The sequence below is a fragment of the Tsukamurella serpentis genome (assembly GCF_054780975.1).
On record NZ_BAAGVH010000001.1, the window covers coordinates 152099 to 176005 of the forward strand.

At 69.3% G+C, this 23907-nt stretch carries 20 protein-coding genes; 12 read left to right on the forward strand and 8 right to left on the reverse strand.

Annotated features, from left to right (window positions below; genetic code table 11):
• Positions 1–26 precede the first annotated feature (26 nt).
• Together ACYVHG_RS00750 and ACYVHG_RS00755 are read left to right on the forward strand one after the other, a co-directional pair.
• Positions 27–1169: a glycosyltransferase gene (locus tag ACYVHG_RS00750; protein ID WP_461165517.1), complete on the forward strand. Its 1143-nt coding sequence runs from the start codon at positions 27–29 to the stop codon at positions 1167–1169.
• Between the two features lie 9 nt (positions 1170–1178).
• The gene (locus ACYVHG_RS00755; protein WP_461165518.1) at positions 1179–1370 is read left to right on the forward strand and encodes a DUF3046 domain-containing protein; all 192 of its coding nucleotides are present in this window, start codon (positions 1179–1181) and stop codon (positions 1368–1370) included.
• A gap of 60 nt (positions 1371–1430) precedes the next feature.
• Here ACYVHG_RS00755 and ACYVHG_RS00760 read toward each other — a convergent pair whose 3' ends face one another.
• On the reverse strand, positions 1431–4562 hold the full coding sequence (locus tag ACYVHG_RS00760; RefSeq protein WP_461165519.1) for an arabinosyltransferase domain-containing protein: 3132 nt from the start codon (positions 4560–4562) through the stop codon (positions 1431–1433).
• A gap of 228 nt (positions 4563–4790) precedes the next feature.
• Between ACYVHG_RS00760 and ACYVHG_RS00765 the strand changes: the two genes are divergently transcribed.
• The 3 genes from ACYVHG_RS00765 (at position 4791) to ACYVHG_RS00775 (ending at position 10241) form a co-directional block, all read left to right on the forward strand.
• Positions 4791–8318 (forward strand): indolepyruvate ferredoxin oxidoreductase family protein, encoded by a 3528-nt coding sequence (locus ACYVHG_RS00765; RefSeq protein WP_461165838.1) that lies wholly within the window; start codon positions 4791–4793, stop codon positions 8316–8318.
• Positions 8319–8583: 265 nt separating this feature from the next.
• Positions 8584–9636 carry a recombinase RecA gene (recA, locus tag ACYVHG_RS00770; protein ID WP_461165520.1) on the forward strand — a complete coding sequence of 351 codons (1053 nt, stop codon included), beginning with the start codon at positions 8584–8586 and terminating at the stop codon, positions 9634–9636.
• Between the two features lie 5 nt (positions 9637–9641).
• Positions 9642–10241 (forward strand): regulatory protein RecX, encoded by a 600-nt coding sequence (locus ACYVHG_RS00775; protein ID WP_461165521.1) that lies wholly within the window; start codon positions 9642–9644, stop codon positions 10239–10241.
• A gap of 77 nt (positions 10242–10318) precedes the next feature.
• On the opposite strand, the gene ACYVHG_RS00780 is transcribed toward ACYVHG_RS00775, so the two are convergent.
• The 5 genes from ACYVHG_RS00780 to gluA form a co-directional block, all read right to left on the reverse strand.
• Entirely contained in the window at positions 10319–11230 is a 912-nt protein-coding gene (locus tag ACYVHG_RS00780) for a transporter substrate-binding domain-containing protein (protein WP_461165522.1), read from the reverse strand.
• Between the two features lie 62 nt (positions 11231–11292).
• The gene (locus ACYVHG_RS00785; RefSeq protein ID WP_461165523.1) at positions 11293–12240 is read right to left on the reverse strand and encodes an amino acid ABC transporter permease; all 948 of its coding nucleotides are present in this window, start codon (positions 12238–12240) and stop codon (positions 11293–11295) included.
• Positions 12237–12911: an amino acid ABC transporter permease gene (locus tag ACYVHG_RS00790; RefSeq protein ID WP_461165839.1), complete on the reverse strand. Its 675-nt coding sequence runs from the start codon at positions 12909–12911 to the stop codon at positions 12237–12239. Before ACYVHG_RS00790 ends, ACYVHG_RS00785 begins: the two co-directional genes overlap by 4 nt.
• Before the next feature lie 2 nt (positions 12912–12913).
• Positions 12914–14095, reverse strand: a complete 1182-nt coding sequence (locus ACYVHG_RS00795) for a transporter substrate-binding domain-containing protein (RefSeq protein ID WP_461165524.1) — start codon at positions 14093–14095, stop codon at positions 12914–12916.
• Complete coding sequence (gene gluA, locus ACYVHG_RS00800) at positions 14095–14823, reverse strand: glutamate ABC transporter ATP-binding protein GluA (protein ID WP_461165840.1); 729 nt, start codon at positions 14821–14823, stop codon at positions 14095–14097. Before gluA ends, ACYVHG_RS00795 begins: the two co-directional genes overlap by 1 nt.
• A 144-nt stretch (positions 14824–14967) precedes the next feature.
• Between gluA and miaB the strand changes: the two genes are divergently transcribed.
• Both miaB and ACYVHG_RS00810 read left to right on the forward strand, forming a co-directional pair.
• The gene (gene miaB, locus ACYVHG_RS00805; protein ID WP_461165525.1) at positions 14968–16497 is read left to right on the forward strand and encodes a tRNA (N6-isopentenyl adenosine(37)-C2)-methylthiotransferase MiaB; all 1530 of its coding nucleotides are present in this window, start codon (positions 14968–14970) and stop codon (positions 16495–16497) included.
• Positions 16498–16577: 80 nt separating this feature from the next.
• A complete protein-coding gene (locus ACYVHG_RS00810; protein WP_461165526.1) occupies positions 16578–17204 on the forward strand; it encodes an Rv2732c family membrane protein in 627 nt (208 codons plus the stop codon).
• Between the two features lie 25 nt (positions 17205–17229).
• Here the strand turns inward: ACYVHG_RS00810 and ACYVHG_RS00815 are convergent, their stop codons facing one another.
• Positions 17230–18630 carry a DUF349 domain-containing protein gene (locus ACYVHG_RS00815; RefSeq protein WP_461165527.1) on the reverse strand — a complete coding sequence of 467 codons (1401 nt, stop codon included), beginning with the start codon at positions 18628–18630 and terminating at the stop codon, positions 17230–17232.
• Between the two features lie 125 nt (positions 18631–18755).
• On the opposite strand from ACYVHG_RS00815, the gene ACYVHG_RS00820 reads away from it, so the two are divergent.
• From ACYVHG_RS00820 to ACYVHG_RS00840, 5 genes are all read left to right on the forward strand, one after another.
• Positions 18756–19364: a class III extradiol ring-cleavage dioxygenase family protein gene (locus tag ACYVHG_RS00820; protein WP_461165528.1), complete on the forward strand. Its 609-nt coding sequence runs from the start codon at positions 18756–18758 to the stop codon at positions 19362–19364.
• Positions 19361–20281: a tRNA (adenosine(37)-N6)-dimethylallyltransferase MiaA gene (gene miaA, locus ACYVHG_RS00825; RefSeq protein ID WP_461165529.1), complete on the forward strand. Its 921-nt coding sequence runs from the start codon at positions 19361–19363 to the stop codon at positions 20279–20281. The genes ACYVHG_RS00820 and miaA overlap by 4 nt, the downstream gene beginning before the upstream one ends.
• Positions 20282–20308: 27 nt before the next feature.
• Positions 20309–21169 carry a diaminopimelate epimerase gene (gene dapF / locus ACYVHG_RS00830; protein WP_461165841.1) on the forward strand — a complete coding sequence of 287 codons (861 nt, stop codon included), beginning with the start codon at positions 20309–20311 and terminating at the stop codon, positions 21167–21169.
• Between the two features lie 70 nt (positions 21170–21239).
• Entirely contained in the window at positions 21240–22646 is a 1407-nt protein-coding gene (hflX, locus tag ACYVHG_RS00835; RefSeq protein WP_461165530.1) for a GTPase HflX, read from the forward strand.
• Positions 22643–23308 carry a DUF1345 domain-containing protein gene (locus ACYVHG_RS00840; protein ID WP_461165531.1) on the forward strand — a complete coding sequence of 222 codons (666 nt, stop codon included), beginning with the start codon at positions 22643–22645 and terminating at the stop codon, positions 23306–23308. Before hflX ends, ACYVHG_RS00840 begins: the two co-directional genes overlap by 4 nt.
• Here ACYVHG_RS00840 and ACYVHG_RS00845 read toward each other — a convergent pair.
• A complete protein-coding gene (locus tag ACYVHG_RS00845) occupies positions 23305–23883 on the reverse strand; it encodes a QsdR family transcriptional regulator (RefSeq protein WP_461165532.1) in 579 nt (192 codons plus the stop codon). The genes ACYVHG_RS00840 and ACYVHG_RS00845 overlap by 4 nt on opposite strands.
• Between the last annotated feature and the right edge of the window lie 24 nt (positions 23884–23907).

Genomic DNA, 23907 nt, shown 5'->3' on the forward strand with positions numbered 1-23907 from the left:
GGCACGCCCGCAGGAGAGGAGCGCGGGTGCGCATCGCGATCGTCGCCGGATCCGAGGCCGGGCACGCACTACCCGCGCTCGCGCTCGCGCTCCGCCTCGCCGCGGCGGGCCACGATCCACGGGTCTTCACCGGCCGGCAGTGGATCGACACCGGCACCCGCTACGGTATCGACACCCGCGAGCTCCCGGGACTGGCCGCGCGCCCCGGCGACGACGATCAGGACCACGGCGCGAAGATCCACCGCCGCGCCGCCCACATCGCCACCTGCGTCCGTCCCGATCTCGAGTCCGCCACCCCGGACCTGATCGTCGCCGACATCCTCACCCCCGGCGGCGGAATGGCCGCCGAACTGATGGGCGTGCCGTGGCTGGAACTGAGCCCGCACCCGTTGTACCGCCCCTCGAAGGGGCTACCGCCGATCGGCTCCGGCATGGCGGCCGCCGAGACCCCGGCCGAACTGGTGCGCGATACCGTACTGCGCGCGTTGACCGCCCGCGATCTGCGTGCCGGCCGTAGGCAGCGGGAAGCGGCACGCGCCTCGATCGGCCTCGACCCGCACGATCGCGGCCCTGAGGGCCACCTGCTCGCCACCATCCCCAGCCTTGAGGTTCCCCGTCCGGACTGGCCCGCCCGCACACACCTGGTCGGACCGCTCACCCTCGAACCCACCGACGAGTTGTGCCCGGTACCCCCGGGCACCGGCCCGCTGGTGATGGTGGCACCGTCGACCGCGGCGACCGGGGAACAGAACCTCGCGCAGGCGGCGGCCGAGGGGCTGCGTGGTGCGGGGGTGCGGGTCGCGGTGAGCGGGCTGAACCCGCCGCGGTTCGACGAACCGTGGATCACCAGCGGTTTCGGCCGGCAGGATCTGCTGGTCGCGCAGGCCGACGCCGTGGTCTGCGGTGGCGGCCACGGCATGTTGACCAAGGCGCTGACCGCGGGGAAACCGGTGGTCGTGGTACCGGGCGGTGGCGACCAGTGGGAGCTGGCGAACCGTGTCGTCCGGCAGGGGAGCGGCGTGTTGGTACGGCCGGTGACCGCGGCCGCGATCGCCGACGCGGTGCGCCGGGTACTCACCGAACCGTCGTACGCCGGCGCCGCCCGGGAGGCCGCCGCCTCGGCGCACCGGGTGGCCGACCCGGTCCTGGTGTGCCAGGCCTATCGGTAACCTGGGCGGGTGCGCCTGACTGATTTCCGCGAACTGCTCTACGCCGAGTTCGGCACTCTGCGCGGCGACACCCTGATGCGCGATCACCGGCTCGGTGAGTTCGGCATGACCGGTGACCAGGCCGTCGAATCCGGGGTCGATCCGCAGAAGGTCTGGCGCGCCCTGTGCGCCGAGTTCGACGTCCCCCGGTCGCGATGGTGAGATCCGCCGCCGCGCGGCACCCGGCACCGGCCCCGTTCGGATTCGGCTAGGGCGGAACAGCTAGGCCGGCGTCGGCCCCGGCGACCACAGCCCCGAACGGTTCCGGTCGGTGCGGATCGCCTGCGCGGCAGGAGCCTCGACGTACGGCACGTACCGCTCCAGCGCCCCCCACTCCCGGCCCCAGTCGTCCTGGAGGTAGGTCGGGACGGTCTGGGCCTTCGCCAGCAGCAGTGCCCATCCCAGCGGGCCACCTGCGTCGCCGCCCTGCCAGGTGGTGGTCGCGGCCGCGGCCAGATCCCGCTCCGGCAGGATGCGCCACTTCGGCTGCTCGGCCACACCGCCGTTCTCGCGCCACTGCCGCTGGCACGGGAAGCCGATTCCGGCGCCCCAGTCCACCAGCGCCGGATCCGCGCCGAGCAGGCTCTGCAGCGTCTGCAGCTTCGGTACCCGTGGCGGAGTGAACGCCAGCCACGTCGTCTCCGACGGTGCGGTCACCGTCGCGAGCACCCGCACCGCGGTGGCACCCGCCGGCACCTGATCGCCCGGAACCCGCAGGTTCCGCCAGGCCGGGGCCGGCCCGATGTCGATCGGCGTGACCTCACCGGCGCCCTTGATCTCCCCGGTCCCGGTGCCGAACTCCAGTCGCAGGTCACCGGGGTGGAACCGGCCGGCGGCGCTGATCGTCAGCAACCGGCCGACACCACCGGCGGGCAGCGTGTACCAGCTCGACACCGCCTTCGCCGAGCGCTGCGGGCCGGTCTGCCGGCTTCCGACCACGGGGACCCGCGCCGGGTCCAGCCCGAAGGGCAGCGCCGCAGTGGAACCGTTCACACCGGGCGTGCTCAGCACCCCACCACCGGTACCGCCGGTGTTCGACGGGGTGGTATCCGCATCGCCGGTGCGGACCAGGTCCGCGGCCCCGCGCGAGGACGAGTTGAAGCTGCTCGCGATGCCGTTCGGGGTGAAGTTCTCGGCGCCCCCGCCGACCAGTGGATCGGCGGCGTCGCCGATCGGCGCGAGCAGTCCGGCGTTCGCATCCCGCTCCGCCAGCACCGCGTCGGCCATCCCGCACGGCTTCCCTGCCAGCGACCGAAGGTTCTGCTGTCCGTAGGAGTACGCGGGCCATTGGATCGCGATCGACGCGGCATTGGTGGCGCCGATCATCGCGATGATCAGGATGGCGACCAGTGTGATCGGGGCGGCGAATCCGGGCAGCCGGTCCACCGCGGGCACCGTCGGTGTCACACCGGTCACGTGCACCACCAGCGCTGCGAGCAGCAGCAGCACGGTGGCGGCGCCGAACACCGTGGCCAGTTCGATCCCGGCCACCTTGGGAGCCACACCGCCCCACGGGATACCGAAGTTGCCCGGGTAGAACCAACCGTTGGTCGAGGTGAAGGCCAGGGTCGCGCACGCCGCCGTCGCGGCCAGCGCCAGCAACGCGAACTGAGGCCGCCGGATGCGGCCCGGTGCGACGGCCACCACGGCTATCGCGGCGACCATGGCGCCGAGTGTGGCGAAGGCGCCGAAGTGATGGGTCCACTTGGTCGGGTTGAACGCCATCACCAGCAGGGAGACACCGATCGCGGCCACTACTCGGCGGGCCGGGCCGGTGGCGATCGCCGGAATGCGGCGCCGCCACAGCAGCATCGCGGTGGTGATCAGGGCCGCCAGGAGCATCGCCAGCATGGCGAACCGGCGTGCCACCGAACCGTTCGGATTCAGTTGGAACAGCGCCTCGTAGCGGATGATCTCCCGGTGCCAGGACTCACTGGGCCCGACGTCGCCGAGCAGCTTGGTCGACTGCAGCATCTCGACCAGGCCGTGGTCGGCGAACACCAGGTACAGCACCGAGGCGCCCGCGGCGGCCATCGGCAGCAGTGAGGCGGTGTATCCGTTCGCGCGTACGTGCGAGCGCACCGCCCGCCACAGCGGCGCCGCGGCCACCAGGAAGACCACGAAGGCGAAACTGCCGGTGGGGGCAGCCGAGAGGGTCAGTCCGGCGACGATCAGCGCGACACCCGCCGGTGCCAGCCGCCGGGTCGCGACGGTGTGCTCGACCAGGCACCAGGTGACCACGGTGCCCAGCGCGACGATCGGTTCCGGACGCAGCCCCGGGTTGTAGGTGAGCCAGAACAGGGTGAACACCGCAGCGGCCGCCCACAACGCCCGCGCATGGTCCTTCGGCGCGCGGCGCCTACTGAGCCCGAGCCGGGGCAGAACCTCGCGGGAGAGCAACAGCCACGCCGCGATCCCGGAGAGCAGTGCCGGCAGCCGCAGCCACGGGCTCGACACACTCAGCTCCGCCATCCAGGAGACGAAGTAGAAGGGCATCCCGAACGGCGCGTACGGAGCGTCGTAGTAGCGGAAGACCTCCGGCATGTAGCCCGACGACGGTGCGGCCTTGATCATCCCGAGGATGTAGCCGTCATCGGAGGTGGGTGCGCCGACGATGTGCCAGGCGAGCAGGCTGCCGACCACCGCCGCATCGGCCAGCGAGAGAGTGCGCCAGCGCCGGGGGATCAGGTGCCGGCTGCGCCGCCCGTCCGCCCGGTCCAGCACCGCCAGCGCGATCAGCGAGAGCAGTACGCACAGCACTCCGAACAGGATCACCGCGCCCTTGAGAGTGGACGGGCTGGAGGTGTACCGGGAGTCGACGTCGATGGTCACCGTCGGCGTCGGACCCGCCAGGTCCTGCGGCAGGTCGGTGAACACGCCCACCACCTGCGGGCGCAGATCTCCCTGCACGCCGCCCGCGGGAGCTCCGCCGACGGTGCTGGCCGCACCGTCGGCGTCGATGCGGGTGCGTAGTTCGCCGCAGCGCTGCAGGTCCGCGCGGGGGATCGAATGCACCAGGGCGCCCCGGGAGCGCACCGTCAGCGATTGCCCGTCGACCGTCACGAACAGCCCGACCGTGCGGGCCCGGTCCCCGGCCGGGGGCGGGGCCGTGGCCACCAGCACCGTCTCCCGGTCCGGTGGTGCCGCCGCCGCGACGGCACAGGGCACGCCCACCTCCACCGAGAGCGGCTTGTACATCGTCAGCGGTGACGAGACCGGGGCCGGTGAACCCGACTGGGGCCACTCGATGGTCACGGCGGTCTGCCGGATCGGCAGCAACGGCGTCGCGACGGCGAGGACGAGGCCGAGCAGGCCGGTCACGACGGCCACGATCCGCGCGGTTCGGAGGTTCACGATCAGTCAGGGTATCGGCCCGCAGCTGATGCGCGTCCCACGCGCGCCGGTCCGGCCCGGTCGTCTGTGAAACGTGCCGCACCGACCGCTATGCTGTGACCACCGACACAGCCAGCGTCGTGATCCGCCACCCCTGGAACGCGACGCACGAGAGAAAGCCCGGTGGTTCCAGTGACCCTTGACGCCAATTCACCGACCGATCTCCACGGTGCCAGCACCGACCGGGGCCTGGCAGGTGGACACGACGCAGATCCACGGGGCGGGCAGTCGGCCTCGGTGGAATCGTTCTCGCTCGATGACCGCTACACCCGCGAGCAGGGCACGATCTACCTCACCGGGATCCAGGCGCTGGTCCGCATGGTCCGTGACCGGGCGCGACTCGACCGTCGGCAGAACCTCACCACGGCGTCGTTCATCTCCGGCTACGAGGGCTCCCCGCTCGCCGGGTACGACCTCGAGATCGCCAAGCGCGCGAAGTACCTGCGCGATTTCGACATCGTGCACCGTCCGGGCCTGAACGAGGAGCTCGCCGCCACCTCGGTGATGGGCTCGCAGGTCGCGGCGCAGGTCGGTGACCTGGGCCGGGGTCTCGACGGTGTGGTCGGCTACTGGTACGGCAAGGCCCCGGGCCTGGACCGCGCGACCGACGCACTGCGCCACGCGAACCTGATCGGCACGCACCCGACCGGCGGCGCGGTCGCCCTCGTCGGCGACGACCCGGGCGCCAAGAGTTCGACGGTGCCGTGCGCCTCCGAGATGTCCCTGGCCGATCTGTACATGCCGATCCTGTATCCGGCCGATTCCCAGGACATCCTCGATCTCGGAGTGCACGCCGCGATGATGTCGCGGGTGTCCGGACTGTGGACCTCCTTGAAGATCTCCGCGCACGTCGCCGACGGCGCCTCCTGCGCCGATGTGCACCCGGACCGGGTGCTGCCGGTGTACGGCGACCTCGGGATCAGTCCGCACATCCCGTCCGGGAAACTCCTCGGCGCGAACCTGATGGAGCTCGAACAGAACCAGCTCACCGTGCGGATGCCGCGCGCCACCGAGTACGCCCGGATCAACCGGCTCAACCGGATCACCGTGCGCTCCTCCGATGACCGGATCGGCATCGTCGCCGCCGGTAAGACGTACATGGATGTGCGTGAGTCGCTGCGGCTGATCGGCATCGACGACACCGAACTCAACGGACTCGGCATCCGCATCCTCAAGATGGGCATGGTCTACCCGTTCGAGCGGCAGATCATGCACGAGTTCATCGACGGTCTCGACGAGGTGATCGTGGTCGAGGAGAAGCGCGACTTCCTCGAGACCATGATGCGCGACATCCTGTACCGGCGCCCGGGGGCGCCGAACATCGTGGGCAAGTCCAACGAGGACGGTTCCACGCTGTTCTCCCGGTTCGGTGAACTCGACCAGGACTCGGTCACCCGCGGCCTGGCCTCGCGCCTGGCGCGAGTGCACGGGGTGCCCGCGGCGAAGGACTGGCTCGATCGCAAGGCCCGGCAGCGGACCAGGATCGAACTGCCGCTCGCGGTGCGCAGCCCCTACTTCTGCTCCGGCTGCCCGCACAACAGCTCCACCAAGGTCACCGACGACACGCTGGTCGGCGCTGGTATCGGCTGTCACGCGATGGTGCTGCTGATGGACCCGCAGCAGGTCGGCGACATCACCGGCGTCACCCAGATGGGTGGCGAGGGCGCGCAGTGGGTCGGCATGGCGCCGTTCGTCGAGCAGAAGCACTTCGTGCAGAACATCGGTGACGGGACCTTCATGCATTCCGGCTCGCTCGCGCTGCGGCAGTCGGTGGCGTCGGGGGAGCGGATCACCTACAAACTGCTGTTCAACGGCACCGTCGCGATGACCGGCGGCCAGGACCCGGTGGGGCAGATGTCGCTGCCGCAGATCTGCGCGCTGCTGCAGTCCGAGCGGGTCACCAGGATCGTGGTCACCTCCGACGACCCCAAGCGCACCGCCGCATCCGGGCTGCCCAAGGGCGTTCAGGTGCGCAGCCGCGCCGACATGCTCGACGTGCAGCGTGAGCTCGCGGAACTGCCGGGGGTCACGGTGCTGGTGCACGATCAGTACTGTGCGGCCGAGAAGCGTCGTAAGCGCAAGCGCGACAAGTACCCGACGCCGAATCAGCGCGTGGTGATCAACGAGCGGATCTGTGAGGGTTGCGGCGACTGCGGTGTGCAGAGCAACTGCCTGTCGGTACATCCGGTCGACACCGAGTTCGGCCGCAAGACCCGCATCGACCAGAGCTCGTGCAACCTGGACTTCTCCTGCCTCAAGGGTGATTGCCCGTCGTTCGTCACGGTCACTCCCGGTGCCACCGGCAAGGTCCGCAAGTCGGTACCGGACATCGCCGCCGATGACGTCGCGCAGCCGGTGAAGGCGCGCCGCGAGTCCGACGGTTTCGCGATCCGGGTCACCGGCATCGGCGGTACGGGTGTGGTCACGGTCTCGCAGATCCTGGCCACGGCGACGGTGCTCGACGGGCACGTCGCGCGCACCGTCGACATGACCGGTATGGCGCAGAAGGGCGGCGCGGTGATCTCCGACCTGAAGGTCTCCAAGGGCTACGTGGAGCAGGCCGCGAAGGTCGCCTCGGGGGATTGCGACGTGTACCTCTCCTGCGACGGCCTGGTCGGAGTGGATCCGGCGAACCTCAAGGTCGCTTCGCCGGAGCGGACCACGTCCATCGTCTCCACCACCAAGATCCCCACCGGGCAGATGGTGATCGACACCGCGGTCGGCTACCCGGATCAGGGCAGCATCCACGCCGCGATCGATCAGGCCTCGCTGCGGTCGGTGTACCTCGATCCCGGCGAGCTCACGTTGTCGCTGTTCGGGGATGAGCAGTACGCCAACATGTTCATGGTGGGCGCGGCCTTCCAGACCGGTGCCCTGCCGATCAGCTCCGCGTCCATCGAGCGGGCCATCGCCCTGAACGGGGTCGCGGTGGACAGGAACCTGCAGGCGTTCCGCCGTGGCCGCCAGTCGGTGGCCGATCCCGCCGCGGTGACCGCGGCCATCGACGCCCTGCACCCGATGCCGGCCCCGGTGGAGCCGTCGGCGTTCGCCGCCGAGCAGGTGGCCCGCCTCGACGGCGGCTCGGAGCAGCTGCGGCGCCGGGTCGCGCTGCGGGTGGACGAACTGGTGGCCTATCAGGACCGGGCGTACGCCCTCCGGTACGTCGACGATGTGGCCCGGGTACTGCGTGCCGAGCGGGCGTGGGGCTCGGAGGAGCTGACCGCGGCCGTGGCGCAGAACCTGCACAAGCTGATGGCCTACAAGGACGAGTACGAGGTGGCGCGACTGTCGCAGGACGCCGGGTTCGCGGCGCAGGTCGCCGACGAGTTCGGTGCCGATGCACGCAAGGCCATCCGGCTGCATCCGCCGACGCTGCGCGAGCTCGGGCTGAAGAACAAGCTCGCGCTGGGGGAGTGGGTGACCCCCGGGATGAAGACGCTGGCCAAGCTGAAGCGACTGCGCGGCACCCGTCTCGATCCGTTCGGCATGACGGAGATGCGGCGGATGGAACGCTCGCTCATCGCCGAGTACCGGGCGCTGGTGGGCCTGATGATCGCCGCGGTCGAGGACGGCCGGGTGCCGGACCAGCAGCGGGCGCAGGTGGTGGCTCTGGCGGAGCTTCCGGACATGGTGCGTGGCTACGAGTCGATCAAGACCGGCAATGTGGAGAAGTACCGAGCCGCGGTGCAGGCGCAACTGTCCGCTCTGGGCTGGTAGCTCGCTGGATCCCGGTCACTCACCCGCGGTATCCGTCGGTGAGTGATCGGGATTTCTCATCGTGCGGCGTGTCGCCCCGGCGCGTGCTTGCTTCGAACGATCGTTCGCTTATAGTCGATGGTGTTCGACGTGGAGAGAGCCGGTGAGAACGCGCCCGATGTGGATGCGAGAACTTGTCGGTGGGTCCCTCTAACGTCCATGGCAACAGTTGGAACCAGCGCCGGCGGCACCTACTCCGCTTCCGGCCCGAAGGACGGAGAGTCCCATGGCACCTGCAGCACCGGACCGCGAGAAGGCCCTCGAGCTGGCTCTCGCCCAGATCGACAAGAACTACGGCAAGGGCTCGGTCATGCGCCTCGGTGACGAGGTCCGTCAGCCCATCTCGGTGATCCCCACCGGGTCCATCGCGCTGGACGTGGCGCTGGGCATCGGCGGCCTGCCACGCGGCCGAGTGATCGAGGTGTACGGCCCGGAGTCCTCGGGTAAGACCACCGTCGCGCTGCACGCCGTCGCCGAGGCGCAGGCCAACGGTGGAATCGCCGCCTTCATCGACGCCGAGCACGCACTCGATCCCGACTACGCGGCCAAGCTCGGTGTCGATACCGATGCGCTGCTGGTCTCCCAGCCGGATACCGGTGAGCAGGCACTCGAGATCGCAGACATGCTGATCCGCTCCGGCGCACTGGACATCATCGTCATCGACTCGGTGGCCGCGCTGGTGCCCAAGGCCGAGATCGAGGGCGAGATGGGTGACAGCCACGTCGGTCTGCAGGCCCGCCTGATGAGCCAGGCGCTGCGCAAGATGACCGGCGCCATGAACAACTCCGGCACCACCGCCATCTTCATCAACCAGCTGCGCGAGAAGATCGGCGTCATGTTCGGCTCGCCGGAGACCACCACCGGAGGTAAGGCGCTCAAGTTCTACGCCTCGGTCCGTATGGACGTGCGCCGCATCGAGACCCTCAAGGACGGCACCGAAGCCGTGGGCAACCGCACGCGCGTCAAGGTGGTCAAGAACAAGGTCTCGCCGCCGTTCAAGCAGGCCGAGTTCGACATCATCTACGGCCAGGGCATCAGCCGTGAGGGCTCCATCATCGACATGGGCGTCAACGAGGGCTTCATCCGCAAGTCCGGCTCCTGGTACACCTACGACGGTGACCAGCTCGGCCAGGGCAAGGAGAACGCCCGCAAGTTCCTGCTGGAGAATCCCGACGTCCGCGACGAGATCGAGAAGCGGATCAAGGAGAAGCTCGGTATCGGTGCCGATGTGACCGTCGATGCCGGCGACGAGATCGCTCCGGCTCCCGTCGACTTCTAGCCGCGATGTCCGATTACTCGGACGACGAGGTCGTCTCCCGCGCCCGCCGGCGGGGGCGTCGCCCCCGTGACGGCGACGGTGAGCCGCACCGCGTGGTGGAACAGGACCCGGCCAAACGTGAAGCGCAGGCCCGCGACCTGATCTACCGCGCTCTGGGCCTGCGTGACCATTCCCGGGCGGAACTGCGGACCAAACTCGCCAGGCGCGGGTTCGACGAGGAACTCGCCGAGCGGATGCTCGACAAGTTCGTCGCCGCCGGCCTGATCGACGACGCAGCCTTCGCCGAGCGCTGGGTGCAATCCCGGCACCGGTTCTCCGGCCGCGGTCGGCGAGCACTGGCGCAGGAACTGCGGAACAAGGGGGTCGGGGACGAGGCCGCGTCGGCGGCGCTGGACACCGTCAGTCGTGAGGACGAGCGGGCACGCGCAGCCGAACTGGTCGACCGAAAGCTCGCCCGGGTGCACGTCCCGCAGGAGCGCGCCGACCGCGACAAGCTCACCCAGCGACTCGTCGGCATGCTCGGCCGACGCGGATATCACCCGTCCTTGGCTCTTTCGGTGGTGCTGGACGCCATCGGTGAGCGGAGCGAAGCGGCGGACGGATAGATCAGGGGAGTGGATCTCCCCGGCGAAGTGGAGCCCCCGGAGAGCACTCCGGGGGCTTCGCTGTCCATGGAGTCGGCTCAGCGGTCGCCGCAGGCGGTGCCCGCGGCGGCCAGGAAGCCGAGGTCGCCGACTCGAGCCAGGGACTCAGCGGTTCCACCGTCGCGGGCCAGAGTGCGGGTGGCCTGCTCGTCGCCGACGGCGCGGCGCAGCGATCGCTCCCACTCGCCCGATTCGATCATCTGCCGTAGTGCCGCGTTCACCGCGTCACGCGCCTGGTCATCGCCGTACCCGAGACCGATGCCGTACCGCTCGACGGCGAGCGGCGCGCCCGCGGTGCGCAACCGGCCGTCGACACAGCTGTCCTCGGGCAGGGTCACGTCGACCAGTCGGAACTCCTCGGGTCGCTGCGCCGCGAACCCGGCCAGGATCACCTCGTCTGTGGTCACCGCATCTGCGCTGAGCCGCGCCACCGCATCGGCGCAGGCCGAGTAGGTGTCGAACTCGGTCAGGCGCACGCCCGGCAGGACGCCCCGGGCCGTTCGCGCCGAGGTGGACCCGGACACCGAGCACAGTGCCTTCCCCCGGCGCAGATCGCCGGCGGCCCGGATCGACTGGTCATCACGCCGCACGAGCAGCGCCTGCCGCGTCACCAGATACGGGCCGGCGAATCCGACCCGGGCGGCACGTTCCGGGTCGATCGAATAGGAGGCGACCACGGCGTCCACCTCACCGTTGTCGATCAATCGCTCACGCTGCGATGTCGGGGTCTCCCGCCAGGTGATCCTCGGTTCGGCGCGCCCCCGGCCGGCCGCGATGGTGGAGACCACGTAGCGCGCCACGTCGATGTCGAAACCGGAGAATCCACCGCCCGGTCCGCGTAACCCCAGGCCCGGCTGGTCGGCCTTGACCCCGATCAGCACCGCACCGTCGTCGATGGACTGCAGCAGGCTCCGGGGCGAAGGCCCCGAACACGCGCAGAGCGCGGCCACGAGCACCGTTACCAGTGCCGTGGTCGCGCTCCGGCGCGCGATGCCTCCCCCGATCACCGTGATCAGTCGCCGAAGTCCCGGCGTAGATCCTGATGCTTCGGGTCGGGATGGGTGGTCTCCAGGACTTCCTTCGACATCAGTCCCGGCTCCGGTAGTGCGTGCGGGGCCGCGACGATCATCTTCTTCTTCCGGCCCTCGCGGAGGTTCCGTTCGATGTTGGACGCCAGTGCCGACAAGCCGAAGTTGATCAGGATCATGATGATCGCGACCACGATCAGCGACGGGATCACGTTGCCCCACTCGTTGCCGGCTTGGATGCCGGACTTCACCACTTCGACGTAGCCGATCTGGTAGCCGAGTGCGCTGTCCTTGAGCGCGATCACCATCTGGGAGATCAGGGCCGGGAGCATCGCGGCCACCGCCTGCGGAAGCAGGATCAGGCGCATGGTCTGCGTCTTGCGCAGGCCCAGCGCCTTCGCCGCCTCGAACTGGCCCTGCGGCAACGAGTTGATGCCCGAACGCAGGATCTCAGCGATCACCGCGCCGTTGTACAGCGTCAGCCCGAAGACCACCGCGAAGAACGCGATGTAGTCGGACGTGAACACCTTGTAGACGCCGAACATGATGTACAGGAAGTAGATGAGGATCAGGACCGGGATCGCGCGGAAGAACTCCACGATCGCCCCGGTGGCCCACCGCACCGAACGGTGATCGGAGAGCCGGCCGATCCCGAGCAGTGCACCCATGACCATCGCCAGCACGATCGACGCGACGGCGGCCTTGAAGGTGCCCCACAGGCCGGGGAGGATGTACGTCGCCCAGTAGTTCGTGTCGGTGAAGGGCTCGATCTTCTCCTGATCGAACTGGCCGTTCGCGGCGAACGTGGTGATCACCCAGGCGAACAGGGCCACCAGCACCACGATGAAGGCCACCGCGATGATGTTGTTGCGGATCCGGGCCTTCGGTCCGGGAGCGTCGTAGAGGACGGTCGAGGTGGATTTGGCACTCATCGCTTCACCGCCAGTCGCTTAGCGAAGTAGCCGAAGACGGCTCCCTCGAACAGAGTGATCACCATGAAGCAGGCCGCGAAGATCACGAAGATCACGATCAGCTGATCGCTGTGCAACTCCAACTGCTCCTTCATCAGCAGCGCGGCTTCGCCGACACCGATGATCGAGGCGATCGTGGTGTTCTTGGTCAGTGCGATGAGCACGCTGCCCATCGGCGCGATCACCGCGCGACCCGCCTGGGGTAGCACGATCAGCCGGAACACCTGCAGGAAGGTCAGGCCCAGAGAACGCGCCGCCTCGGCCTGACCGAGCGGAACGGTGTTGAAACCCGATCGCAGGGTCTCGCAGACGAAGGTCGCGGTGTAGGCGATGAAGCCGACCACCGCCAGCCAGAAGTTGTTGTTGGTGGTGAACGCGGCGTCGTTCGGGGCGAGCGCGAGTCCCATGTTCTGGTACAGGCCCAGAGACAGGAACAAGATGATCAGCGTCAGCGGCGTGTTCCGGACGATGTTGACGTACCAGGTTCCGAACACCCGCATGGCCGGTACCGGCGAGACGCGCATGCCCGCCAGGATCGTGCCCCAGACAGTGGCGCCGATCGCGGACCAGAAGGTGAGCTTGATCGTCACCCAGAACGCCGGCCACAGTTGTGGCCCGAGGTCTTCCCACATGCTCACGCACCTGCCTTCGTGCACTGTGCCCGCGGATCGGTCTTGGGCACGGTCACCTTCTGTCCGTCGACGGTGACGGTCACCGAGTCGGTCAGCAGCCAGCTCTGATCACCGGGGACCGCCACCAGCGTCGATGTGGGCTTACCGCTCTCACCGGCCGGACGGCCCTGGTCGATCATCGTGGTCGCGTACTCCCCGAGGTTCTTGCGGAGTGCGGCGAACAGCGCGTTCACGGGGTCGGCGTAGGTCATCTCGGTGTACCGGCGCACCGCGTCGGTGGGCACCACACAGCCGGGCCGGATCGCCGAGTGTCCCGCTTGGAACTCGCTCGCGGCCTGTTCGCCGAGGGTCATCTGCTGCAGGGCGCGGTTCACCTCGCGCAGCGAGGGCTCATCCCCCTTGCGCAGGCCGATGCCGTACCGCTCGGTGGAGAACTGATCCCCGGCCTTCTTCTTCGTGCCGTTGGGCAGAGTGGTGTCGGCCGGGTACTTCATCGGGACGATCTCGAACTCGCCCGGATACTTCGCCTGGAATCCGGCGAGGATGGTGGCATCGGTGGTCAGAGCGTCCAGCACGCCGCGGCGCACCCCTTCCACGCACGAGGCGTAACCGTCGTACTGCTGCAACTGCACGTTGGGCAGTGCCGCCTTCACGTTGATCGCGGAGGTGGATCCGGAGACCGAACACAGCCGGCGACCGGAGTTGAGATCCTCCAGGTTGCGGATCGGGTTCGAGGTCTTCTTGCTGACCAGCAGCGCCTGGTACGTCACCAGGTACGGTCCGGCGAAATCGACCTTCTTCACGCGGGCCACGCTGATCGAGTAGGTGGCCGCGATCATGTCGACCTCGCCGTTCTCGATCATCCGCTCACGCAGCGGGGAAGGCGTCTCCTTCCAGGTGATCTTCGGTGCGGACCAGCCGTTGTTCTTCGCGATCTGCTTGACCACGTACTCGGAGACCGCCACGTCCGAGCCCGAGTGCGACTTGTCCGGGTCCCGGTTCGCCAGACCGGGCTGGTCGTACTTGGTGCCGAGGACCACCTGCCCGCTGCGGATCGAGTCCAGCAGGCTGCGCGGGGAGTCGGTGCCGCAGGCCGCCACCAGCGGGACGGCCACCAGCGCCGCGATCGCGGCTGCGGCGGCACGCGGCCACCGCCGGGAATCAAGGGGGTGTCGTGTCCGCATCAGTGCCCCAGGATCTTGCCGAGGAAGTCCTTGGCACGGTCCGATTCCGGTGCGGTGAAGAACGACTCGGGATCGGTGTCCTCGACAATCTCACCGTCGGCCATGAAGATGATCCGGTCTGCGGCCTTGCGCGCGAATCCCATCTCGTGGGTCACGCACACCATCGTCATGCCCTCCTTGGCGAGGCCGACCATCACGTCGAGCACCTCATTGACCATCTCCGGGTCGAGGGCGGACGTGGGCTCGTCGAAGAGCATCACCTTCGGGCCCATCGCCAGCGCGCGGGCGATCGCGACGCGCTGCTGCTGGCCACCGGACAGTTGAGCCGGGTACTTGTCCTTCTGGCTGGCGATACCCACTCGTTCGAGCAGTTCGAGCGCACGCTTCTCCGCCTCGGCCTTGGACTGCTTACGGACCTTGATCGGCCCGAGAGTCACGTTGTCGAGGATCGTCTTGTGCGCGAACAGGTTGAACGACTGGAAGACCATGCCGACCTCGGCGCGCAGATCCGCCAGGCCCCGCCCCTCCTCGGGCAGCAGGTTGCGGTCGATCCGGATGGTGCCGGAGTCGATCGGCTCGAGCCGGTTGATCGTGCGGCACAGGGTGGATTTGCCCGAACCGGACGGTCCGAGCACGACGATGACCTGCCCCTTCGGGACGGTCAGATTGATGTCCTTGAGGACGTGGAGATCTCCGAAGTGCTTGTCGACGGATTTCATCTCGATCATCGGAGCCGAGCCGGTCGGCTCGTTCGCGGGTTGGGTCATTGCTAGAGCCTAGGAGCAGTCCTGTTTCGTCCGCGTTAAGTCCACCGGATTGGTCACGAAAATCTGGGATCGCGGGCGATTTGCAGGTCTCGATATCCTGGATCGGTGATCGACACCGCCCCCAGCCACGACCACGAGGTCGCCGCCCGCACCTACGAGGTGCGTACCTACGGCTGCCAGATGAACGTGCACGACTCCGAGCGCCTGTCCGGTCTGCTCGAGGATGCGGGCTATGTGCGGGCCGACGGTGACCAGCAGGCTGATCTGGTGGTCTTCAACACCTGCGCGGTGCGCGAGAACGCCGACAACAAGCTCTACGGCAACCTGAGCCACCTCGCGCCGATCAAGCGCGAACGCCCCGGTATGCAGATCGCGGTCGGTGGATGTCTCGCCCAGAAGGACCGTGGCACCGTCGTCAAGAAGGCCCCGTGGGTGGACGTCGTCTTCGGCACCCACAACATCGGTTCGCTGCCGACCCTGCTCGAACGTGCCCGGCACAACGCCACAGCGGAGGTGGAGATCGTCGAGGCGCTCGACGCCTTCCCGTCGACGCTGCCCGCCCGCCGGGAGAGCGCCTACTCGGGATGGGTGTCCATCTCGGTGGGCTGCAACAACACGTGCACCTTCTGCATCGTCCCGAGTCTGCGCGGTAAAGAGGTCGACCGGCGCCCCGGCGACATTCTCGCCGAGGTGCAGGCCCTCGTCGACCAGGGTGTCTCCGAGGTGACGCTGCTCGGCCAGAACGTCAACGCCTACGGGGTCAACTTCGCCGATCCGGACCTGCCCCGGGACCGCGGTGCCTTCGCCGATCTGTTGCGCGCCTGCGGGCGGATCGAGGGACTCGAACGAGTCCGGTTCACCAGCCCGCATCCGGCCGAGTTCACCGACGACGTGATCGACGCCATGGCGGAGACCCCGAACATCTGCCCGCAATTGCACATGCCGCTGCAGTCCGGCTCGGACAAGGTGCTCAAGGACATGCGCCGCAGCTACCGCAGCACCAAGTTCCTCGGCATCCTCGACCGGGTCCGCGAGCGGATCCCGCACGCCGCGATCACCACCGACATCATCGTCGGCTTCCCGGGGGAGACCGAGGCCGATTTCCAGGCCACTCTGGACGTGGTCGAGAAGGCCCGGTTCAGCTCGGCGTTCACCTTCCAGTACTCCATCCGGCCCGGCACCCCCGCCGCCGACCTGCCCGATCAGCTTCCCAAGCAGGTCGTCCAGGAGCGTTACGACCGGCTGATCGCCCTGCAGGAGCGGATCACCCTCGAGGAGAACACCAAGCAGGTGGGGAGCACCGTCGAACTGCTGGTGGCGCTCGGTGAGGGCCGCAAGGACGCCGAGACCAAGCGCATGTCCGGCCGGGCCCGCGACGGTCGGCTGGTGCACTTCGCCGCCGGCGAGGGCATCCGGGCCGGCGACGTGGTCGAGGTGGAGATCACCGGCGCCGCGCCGCACCACCTGGTGGCCGACGCCGGTGTACTCGCGCACCGCCGGACGCGTGCCGGTGACAACGTCGAGGCCGCGATCACCCCGGTCACCGCGCCCGTCGGTGTCGGTCTGGGGTTGCCCGCGGTGGGCCGGCCTCAGACTCCGGCGCAGCCCGCGGCCACCGGCTGTTCCTCCTGCTGAACGCAGCTTCCGATCACCGGGCATCGCTCTACGACGACCTGTAGGAGATGCCCCTTCCCCGAGGGTGGACAATGGACCCCATGAACCGCGACAGCCAGAGCCCGCGCAGCGCCGAAGAGCTGGAGAACCTGCGGACCGAGATCGAGTCCGTCGAGAAGAAGCTCGCCGGCGAGTTCCAAGTGGGTCCGCGGATCCTGATCGCCGCGATCGCGGTGGTCCTGGTGATCGCCTCGCTCGCGCTTCCGCACACCGGCTCGGTCACCGGCATCGAGATCATCATGGGCGATCCGCACATCGAGTCGAGCTCGCTGGTGATCGTCTCCAAGGTCTTCGTCTGGCTGGAGGTGGTCTTCGGTGTCTTCGCCTCCGGCGCGGCCCTGCTCACCCGCCGCTGGGTGCTGTCGGTGATCGCCGGTGCCGGCTGCGGCGTCGGGATCGTCTTCGGCCTGCTCTCGGTGTGGTCGCGGCAGACCACCGGATTGCACGGCGAGCCGCCCAGCGGCGCCGGGATCGGCCTGCTCCTGGGCTGGCTCGGCATCCTCGTGCTGGCGGTGGTCTGGATCAAGACCATCTGGGCCCGCACCGCGTTCCAGCTCGCCGCCGAGCAGCAGCGCCGTGACGCCGCAGCGCAGTGGGACGATTTCGCGCGCAGCAACGGCATCGGCTCCCAGCCGCCGCGGGCGCAGCGCCCCGCCGGCGAGGATTAGGCCCTCGCCGGGGGGACGGCTCGGGTCAGCGGTTCTCGACGGCGCTCTCCGCGGCGTCCGCCCATTCGCGCCACTGCTGAGCCTGCTCACGCAGCCGCACGGCCTCCTTCGTCTTACCGGCCTTCTCCGCTTTACCGGCTTGTTCCTCGAACTGCGCGACTCGGTCGCGGAACTGCGCGGCGCGGGCGGTGGCCTCCGGATCGGTGCGCCGCCACTGGGTGTCGTCGGCGGACTTGACCTGCTTCTCCAGGTTGCGGATACCGGCCTCGAGCGAACCCATCTGTTCCCGCGGGACCTTGCCGATCGCCTCCCACTTGTCCTGCAACTCCCGCAGGGCCGACTTCGAGGCGGCGAGATTCGACGCCGACTCGATACGCGGCGCGTACTCGTCGAGCAGGGCCTGCTTGGCCCTGCCGTTCTCGGCGAACTCGGCGTCCCGTTCGTGCGCCGCCGCGTTCCGGGCGGAGAAGAACTCGTCCTGAATGCCCTTGAACCGGGCCCAGAGGGCATCGTCGGCATCGCGCGGTGCACGGCCGGCGGCCTTCCACTTGGCGAGCAGATCCCGGAACTTCGCCGAGGTCTCACCCCAGTTCGTATCGTCCTTGAGCTTCTCGGCCTCGGCGATCAGCTCCTCCTTGCGGGCACGTGCCCCCGCCCGTTCCCGGTCGAGCTCGGCGAAGTGGGCACCGCGGCGCTTGTTGAACGCGTCCCGGGCCTTGGAGTAGCGCTTCCACAGCGTGTCGTCGGTCTTGCGGTCGACGCCCTTGATCGTCTTCCACTCGTCGAGCAGCGCCCGCATCCGGTCACCCGCGGACTTCCACTGCGTCGCCTCGGCTGCGATCTTCTCGGCCTCCTCGGCGAGGGCCTCCTTGCGGGCGATGCTCTCGGCGCGGTGCTTGTCCCGATCGGCCTGCGAGGTCACGATCGCGGTATCGGCACCGGTGAGCAGCGCGCCCACCCGCGAGGCCAGGGCGTCGAGATCGCCCACCACCGCGGCGGTCGGCAGCGAATCGGCCACCTGCTGTGCGGCGACACGGACCTTCTTCGGATCCCCGGTGCCGCTGGCGAGACGCTCCTCGAGCACCTCGACCTCGGTGGCGAGCTCGTCGTACTTGCGGCCGAAGTGTGCGAGCCCTTCGGTGGCCTCGCCGGCCTGCCAGGATCCGACGGCGCGCTCGCCGGCGGAGGTGATCACGTAGACCGTGCCGTCGTCGTCGACCCGGCCGTGCTTGCTCGGGTCGGATGCCGGGCGGGTTCGGGGCGCCGGCGGTGCCGCGGCCTGCGCGCGGGGTCCACCGGGGCGAGGTCCGCCCGGGCGGGGGCCGGGGTGCGGTTTCGGGCCGGGCCGGGCCGCGGGAGCCGGTGCGGGCTTGGGAGCGTCCGATGCGCTCGGAGCGGTCTCGGCGATCGGGTCGTTCTCGGCCACGGTATTCCCCTTCGTCTGCGCCGCGCGTCACGGCTGCCGTCAGTCAGTGACCCGCGTCGCCGGGGGTCTTCGGTCCATTCAAGCACTCCGCCGGTGCACCGGCGCGATCGATTAGCGTTCTTCTTATGCGCACATCCAGGCCCGCCGTCGTGATCCCCGGCGCACCGCTGCTCGTTCCCGAGCTGGTGGGTACCCCCGGGGACCGGGAAGCTGACCGGGTGCGTGCGGCGGTGCTGGAGGCCGGCCGCTGGCTCGCCGACCGTGCGGACACCTGGCACGTGATCGCCGGCGGGCCACTACCGGTGCCCACGGGCGCTGGAACGTTCGCCGGATTCGGGGCTGACGTCCTGGTCACGGCGGCTCCCGGAGGACCGTCGGGGGAGCCCGGTCCCGATCCGCATTGGCCGCTTCCGTTGCTGGTCGCGGCCTGGCTGCGGGGCATGACCGCGCCGTCGGCCCGGCTCACCGGCTTCGACGATGCCGCGGGCCTGCTGTTCGTCCTCGATGGCCCGAACACCCTCACCCCCCGTGCACCGGGAGGTCACCGCCCGCAGGACGAGCAGGTCTTCGCCGGGCAGGTCGCCGCGGTGTGTGAGGGCTCCCCGGATGGCCTGGACGGCCTGGACAGCGCGTGGCGCGCAGCCGCCGAGGCGATGGGCGGGCGGGGCGAAATGCTCTATCGCGGCGCTCCGTTCGGCGTCGGCTACCTGGTCGCGACCGGAGTGCCGCGGTGACGGTGCGCCCGGTCGCCGTGGTCGGTCCCACCGCGACCGGGAAATCGGATCTGGCCCTGGACCTGGCGGAACGTCTCGGTGGCGAGATCATCAACATCGACGCGATGCAGATGTACCGCGGTATGGACATCGGCACCGCGAAACTGCCCGTCACCGAGCGCCGGGGCATTCCGCATCACCAGCTCGATGTGCTGGAGGTGACCGAGACCGCCACCGTCGCCGCGTACCAGGAGCGGGCCCGCGCCGACGCCGAGCGGCTGATCGCCGCCGGGCGCACCCCGGTGATCGTGGGCGGTTCGATGATGTACTTCCAGGCCCTGCTCGACGAGTGGAGTTTCCCGGCCACCGACCCCGTGGTCCGGCGGCGGTTCGAGGACAGGCTCACCGAGATCGGTGCCGTGGCGCTGCACCGCGAGCTGACCCGGCTCGACCCGGCGGCCGGGGCGAAGATCCTCACCACCGACGGGCGCCGGATCGTGCGGGCGCTGGAAGTGGTCACCATCACCGGTGAACCCTTCGCGGCGTCGGCGCCGGTGATCGGGCCAGCCCGCTGGGACACCGCGATCGTCGCGCTCGATCGTGACACCGCCGAGTTGGACGCGCGGATCGAGCTGCGGACCCGCCTGATGTTCGACGGCGGTCTGGTCGATGAGGTCCGCGCGCTGGAGCGAAGGGGCCTGCGGGAGGGGGTCACGGCTTCCCGGGCGATCGGGTACGCGCAGGTCCTCGCCGCCTTCGACGATGAATACGACCTCGCCCAGGCGCAGGAGGCGACGTTCATCGGCACCCGCCGGTACGTGCGCCGCCAACGCTCCTGGTTCCGCCGGGACCCCCGTGTGACCTGGCTCGACGCCGCCGCACCGGACCTGCTGGCGCGGGCGCTCACCGCGCACCGTGCCGCCGTCCACCGGTCGTAGACTGGCACCATGACCACGAGTGAGCCGATCGACTTCCTCAAGGGCCACGGCACCGAGAACGATTTCGTGATCCTGCCGGATGCGGATGTCGCGATCGATCTGACCGCCGGCCTGGTCGCCGCGCTGTGCGACCGCCGCGCGGGGATCGGCGCCGACGGCGTGCTCCGCGTGGCCCGCGCCGGAAACCTGGTCGACGCGGGTGTCCTGGACACCCTGCCCGACGGGGTCGGCCGCGACGACTGGTTCATGGACTACCGCAACGCGGACGGCTCGATCGCCGAGATGTGCGGCAACGGTGTCCGGGTCTTCGCGCACTACCTCGCCGCCTCCGGGCTGGTCACCGGTGCCGAGTTCGTGGTGGGCTCGCGGGCCGGCGGGAAGCCGGTGCGCGTGCATCACGCCGATCCGGACGTCGCCGAGGTCTCGGTGGACATGGGCCGGCCCACGGTGTTCGGGGAGTCCACCGCCGGTGTCGACGGCCGCGACCTGCCCGGGATCGCCGTCGACGTGGGCAATCCGCACCTGGCGTGCGTGGTTCCCGGCCTCACCGCCGACATGCTCGACCGACTCGACATCGCCTCTGCGCCGACCTTCGATCACGGGTTGTTCCCGCACGGCACCAACGTCGAGGTGCTCACTCCACTCATCGCCGGCGGTGTACACATGCGGGTGCACGAGCGGGGATCCGGGGAGACGCGTTCCTGCGGTACCGGCACCGTGGCCGCTGCGGTCGCCGCGCTGCGCGCCGCCGGGGCCGACACCGGCGAGGTGACGGTGCACGTCCCCGGCGGGGCGGTCGTCGTGACCGTCGAGGGCGACGGTGCCGTGCTCCGCGGTCCGAGCCGGATCGTCGCCTCCGGAGTCACCCGCCCCGGCCTGCTGCGCTGACCTCCGCCGGCCGAGGGGACGCCGGAAACCCGCGTGACCTCCTGTGTCGGACGTGCGACACTGGAGGCATATGACAGACATCGATACCTGGGAGCCGGCCCCGACCGTCGGCGAACTCCAGTTGCACGAGCGTTCTTCGCTCCGCCGCGTCGTGGGGCTCTCCACAGAGCTCGACGACGTCACCGAGGTCGAATACCGGCAGTTGCGCCTGGAGCAGGTGGTGTTGGTGGGCGTGTGGACCGAGGGATCGGCGGCGCAGGCCGATTCCTCGCTCGCCGAACTCAAAGCGCTCGCCGAAACCGCCGGTTCGGTGGTCCTCGAAGGCGTCATCCAGCGTCGGGACCGGCCGGACCCGGCCACGTACATCGGCTCCGGCAAAGCCCATGAACTGCGCGAAGTGGTGCTCGCCACCGGCGCCGACACGGTGATCTGCGATGGTGAGCTCACCCCGGCGCAGCTGAACGCGCTGGAGAAGGTGGTGAAGGTCAAGGTCATCGACCGCACCGCCCTGATCCTCGACATCTTCGCCCAGCACGCGACCTCCCGTGAGGGCAAGGCGCAGGTCAGCCTGGCACAGATGGAGTACATGCTGCCGCGGCTGCGCGGCTGGGGTGAGGCGTTGTCCCGGCAGGCGGGCGGCCGTGCGGGCAGCAACGGCGGTGTGGGTCTGCGTGGTCCGGGTGAGACGAAGATCGAGACCGATCGGCGGCGGATCCGTGAGCGGATGGCCAAGCTGCGCCGGGAGATCAAGGGCATGAAGCAGGCTCGCGACACCAAGCGCGGGCAGCGCCGGCGCTCCGGGGTGCCCGCGGTCGCGATCGCCGGCTACACCAATGCGGGCAAGTCCAGCCTGCTCAATGCGATCACCGACGCCGGTGTCCTGGTGCAGAACGCGCTGTTCGCGACCCTCGACCCGACCACCCGGCAGGGCCGGCTGACCGATGGCCGCGATGTGGTCCTCACCGATACCGTCGGCTTCGTACGGCACCTGCCCACCCAGTTGGTCGAGGCCTTCCGGTCCACGCTGGAGGAGGTCGTGGACGCCGATCTGCTGCTGCACGTGGTCGACGGCAGCGACCCCATGCCGCAACGCCAGATCGACGCGGTGCGGCACGTACTGCGTGAGGTCGCGGGGGAGCGGGAGTCGTCGTTGCCCCGGGAGTTGCTGGTGGTCAACAAGATCGACGCTGCAGATCCGCTGGTCCTGGCGCAGCTGCGGGTCGCGCTGCCCGAGGCGGTGTTCGTCTCGGCGCACAGCCGAGAGGGCATCGACGAACTGCTGGCCCGGATGACCGAACTGATCGCTGCGGCCGACGTCGAGGTCTCCGCGCTGGTCCCCTACGACCGTGGGGATCTACTGGCCCGGGTCCACGCCGAGGGCACCGTGGTGACCGCCGATCACGACGCCGACGGCACCCGCATCGTCGCCCGGGTGCCGGGCTCGCTGGCCGGTGCGCTGGCGCCCTTCGCGTCGTGAACCCGGCTCCGGCCGGTCCGCTGCTGTCCGTCTCCGCCCGCACCGGTCTGGCACTGGTGGTCGGCGCGGTGGTGACTGCGGCCGTCGGATCGGTGTTCGATGTCGGGCTGGGGGCGCTCAGTGGGATCGGCGCCGCTGCACTGGTCTTCGTGGTCGTGGGGTGGCTGGTGCTGTGGCCGCTCGGGCCGGACGCGACCAGGGCGACGGTCCGCCGGGAGAACTTCCGGCCGCGGGTCGCCGAGCTCGTGGTCGGGGTGATCGCGGTGAGTGGTCTGGTGGCGATCGTGATCCTGCTGCTCACCGGGCACTCCGGCACCAAGCACTTCTCGGCAGCGGCAGCTCTGTTGGCGGCGTTCTCGGTGTGGGCCGCGCTGCATCTGACGTACTCCACCCAGTACGCGGCGTTGTTCTACGGTGACCCGGGGGACGAACGTGGGGAGCGGACGGGTGGGATCGATTTCGGTAATGACGATCCACCGGCGTACCGCGACTTCTTCTACTTCAGCTACAACCTGGGTATGACCTACCAGGTGTCCGACAACGCGGTCTCGCGCACCGAGATTCGCAGTGTGGTGCTGCGGCACTGTTTGTTGTCGTACGTCTTCGGCACGGTCATCCTGGCGACGTCGATCAATCTGGTGGTCGGGATCTTCGCCGGTTAGGCGTCCGCTCCCGTCAGTAGCAACTCGACCAGTGCGGTCGCCTTATCCGGTTGCGGTGCGGTGCCGATCAGCATGTCGGACCACAGGAACGATTCCGCGAGCCGCACGATCGCGTACGCGAGATCGGCCCGGGAGATCCCGCGGACCTGTGTGTTCGCCGGGGGGACATCGATGTCGTCGAGCCAGTTCCGCACCCATTCGATGAGCCGCCCCTGCACCACCCCGTCGCCCGATTGCAGTACCCGCATCGCGAACTCGGGCTCCTCTGCGACGAATCCGGTGAGCGGTGCGTATTGGCGTACCTCGTGCGCGAGCTGGGAGAAGCAGCTCAGGAACGCTGTGCGATCGCGGGTGGGCTCGGCCGATTCCACGCGTTCGATCGCCTGAGCGATGCCGAGCCAGATGGCCTCGCCGACCACGTGCTCGCGCCCGTCGAACCAGCGGTACACCGTGGCGCGGCCGATTCCGGACGCGGTGGCGAGCCGCCCGATGTCGATGCGGCGGCCCTCCCGGAACCACTGTGCGGCCAGCTCGATCACCGCGAACCGGTTGGCAGACCGCTCAATGTGAGACATACTCGAATTCTGTCTCGTAGTTGC

What these genes read in the sequence shown, in the direction of transcription:
- recA (WP_461165520.1), top strand. Translation starts at nt 8,584, where the DNA reads ATGGCACCTGCAGCACCGGACCGCGAGAAGGCCCTCGAGCTGGCTCTC.
- ACYVHG_RS00775 (WP_461165521.1), top strand. Translation starts at nt 9,642, where the DNA reads ATGTCCGATTACTCGGACGACGAGGTCGTCTCCCGCGCCCGCCGGCGG.
- ACYVHG_RS00785 (WP_461165523.1), bottom strand. Translation starts at nt 12,240, where the DNA reads ATGAGTGCCAAATCCACCTCGACCGTCCTCTACGACGCTCCCGGACCG.
- ACYVHG_RS00790 (WP_461165839.1), bottom strand. Translation starts at nt 12,911, where the DNA reads ATGTGGGAAGACCTCGGGCCACAACTGTGGCCGGCGTTCTGGGTGACG.
- ACYVHG_RS00795 (WP_461165524.1), bottom strand. Translation starts at nt 14,095, where the DNA reads ATGCGGACACGACACCCCCTTGATTCCCGGCGGTGGCCGCGTGCCGCC.
- gluA (WP_461165840.1), bottom strand. Translation starts at nt 14,823, where the DNA reads ATGATCGAGATGAAATCCGTCGACAAGCACTTCGGAGATCTCCACGTC.
- ACYVHG_RS00810 (WP_461165526.1), top strand. Translation starts at nt 16,578, where the DNA reads ATGAACCGCGACAGCCAGAGCCCGCGCAGCGCCGAAGAGCTGGAGAAC.
- ACYVHG_RS00820 (WP_461165528.1), top strand. Translation starts at nt 18,756, where the DNA reads ATGCGCACATCCAGGCCCGCCGTCGTGATCCCCGGCGCACCGCTGCTC.
- hflX (WP_461165530.1), top strand. Translation starts at nt 21,240, where the DNA reads ATGACAGACATCGATACCTGGGAGCCGGCCCCGACCGTCGGCGAACTC.
- ACYVHG_RS00845 (WP_461165532.1), bottom strand. Translation starts at nt 23,883, where the DNA reads ATGTCTCACATTGAGCGGTCTGCCAACCGGTTCGCGGTGATCGAGCTG.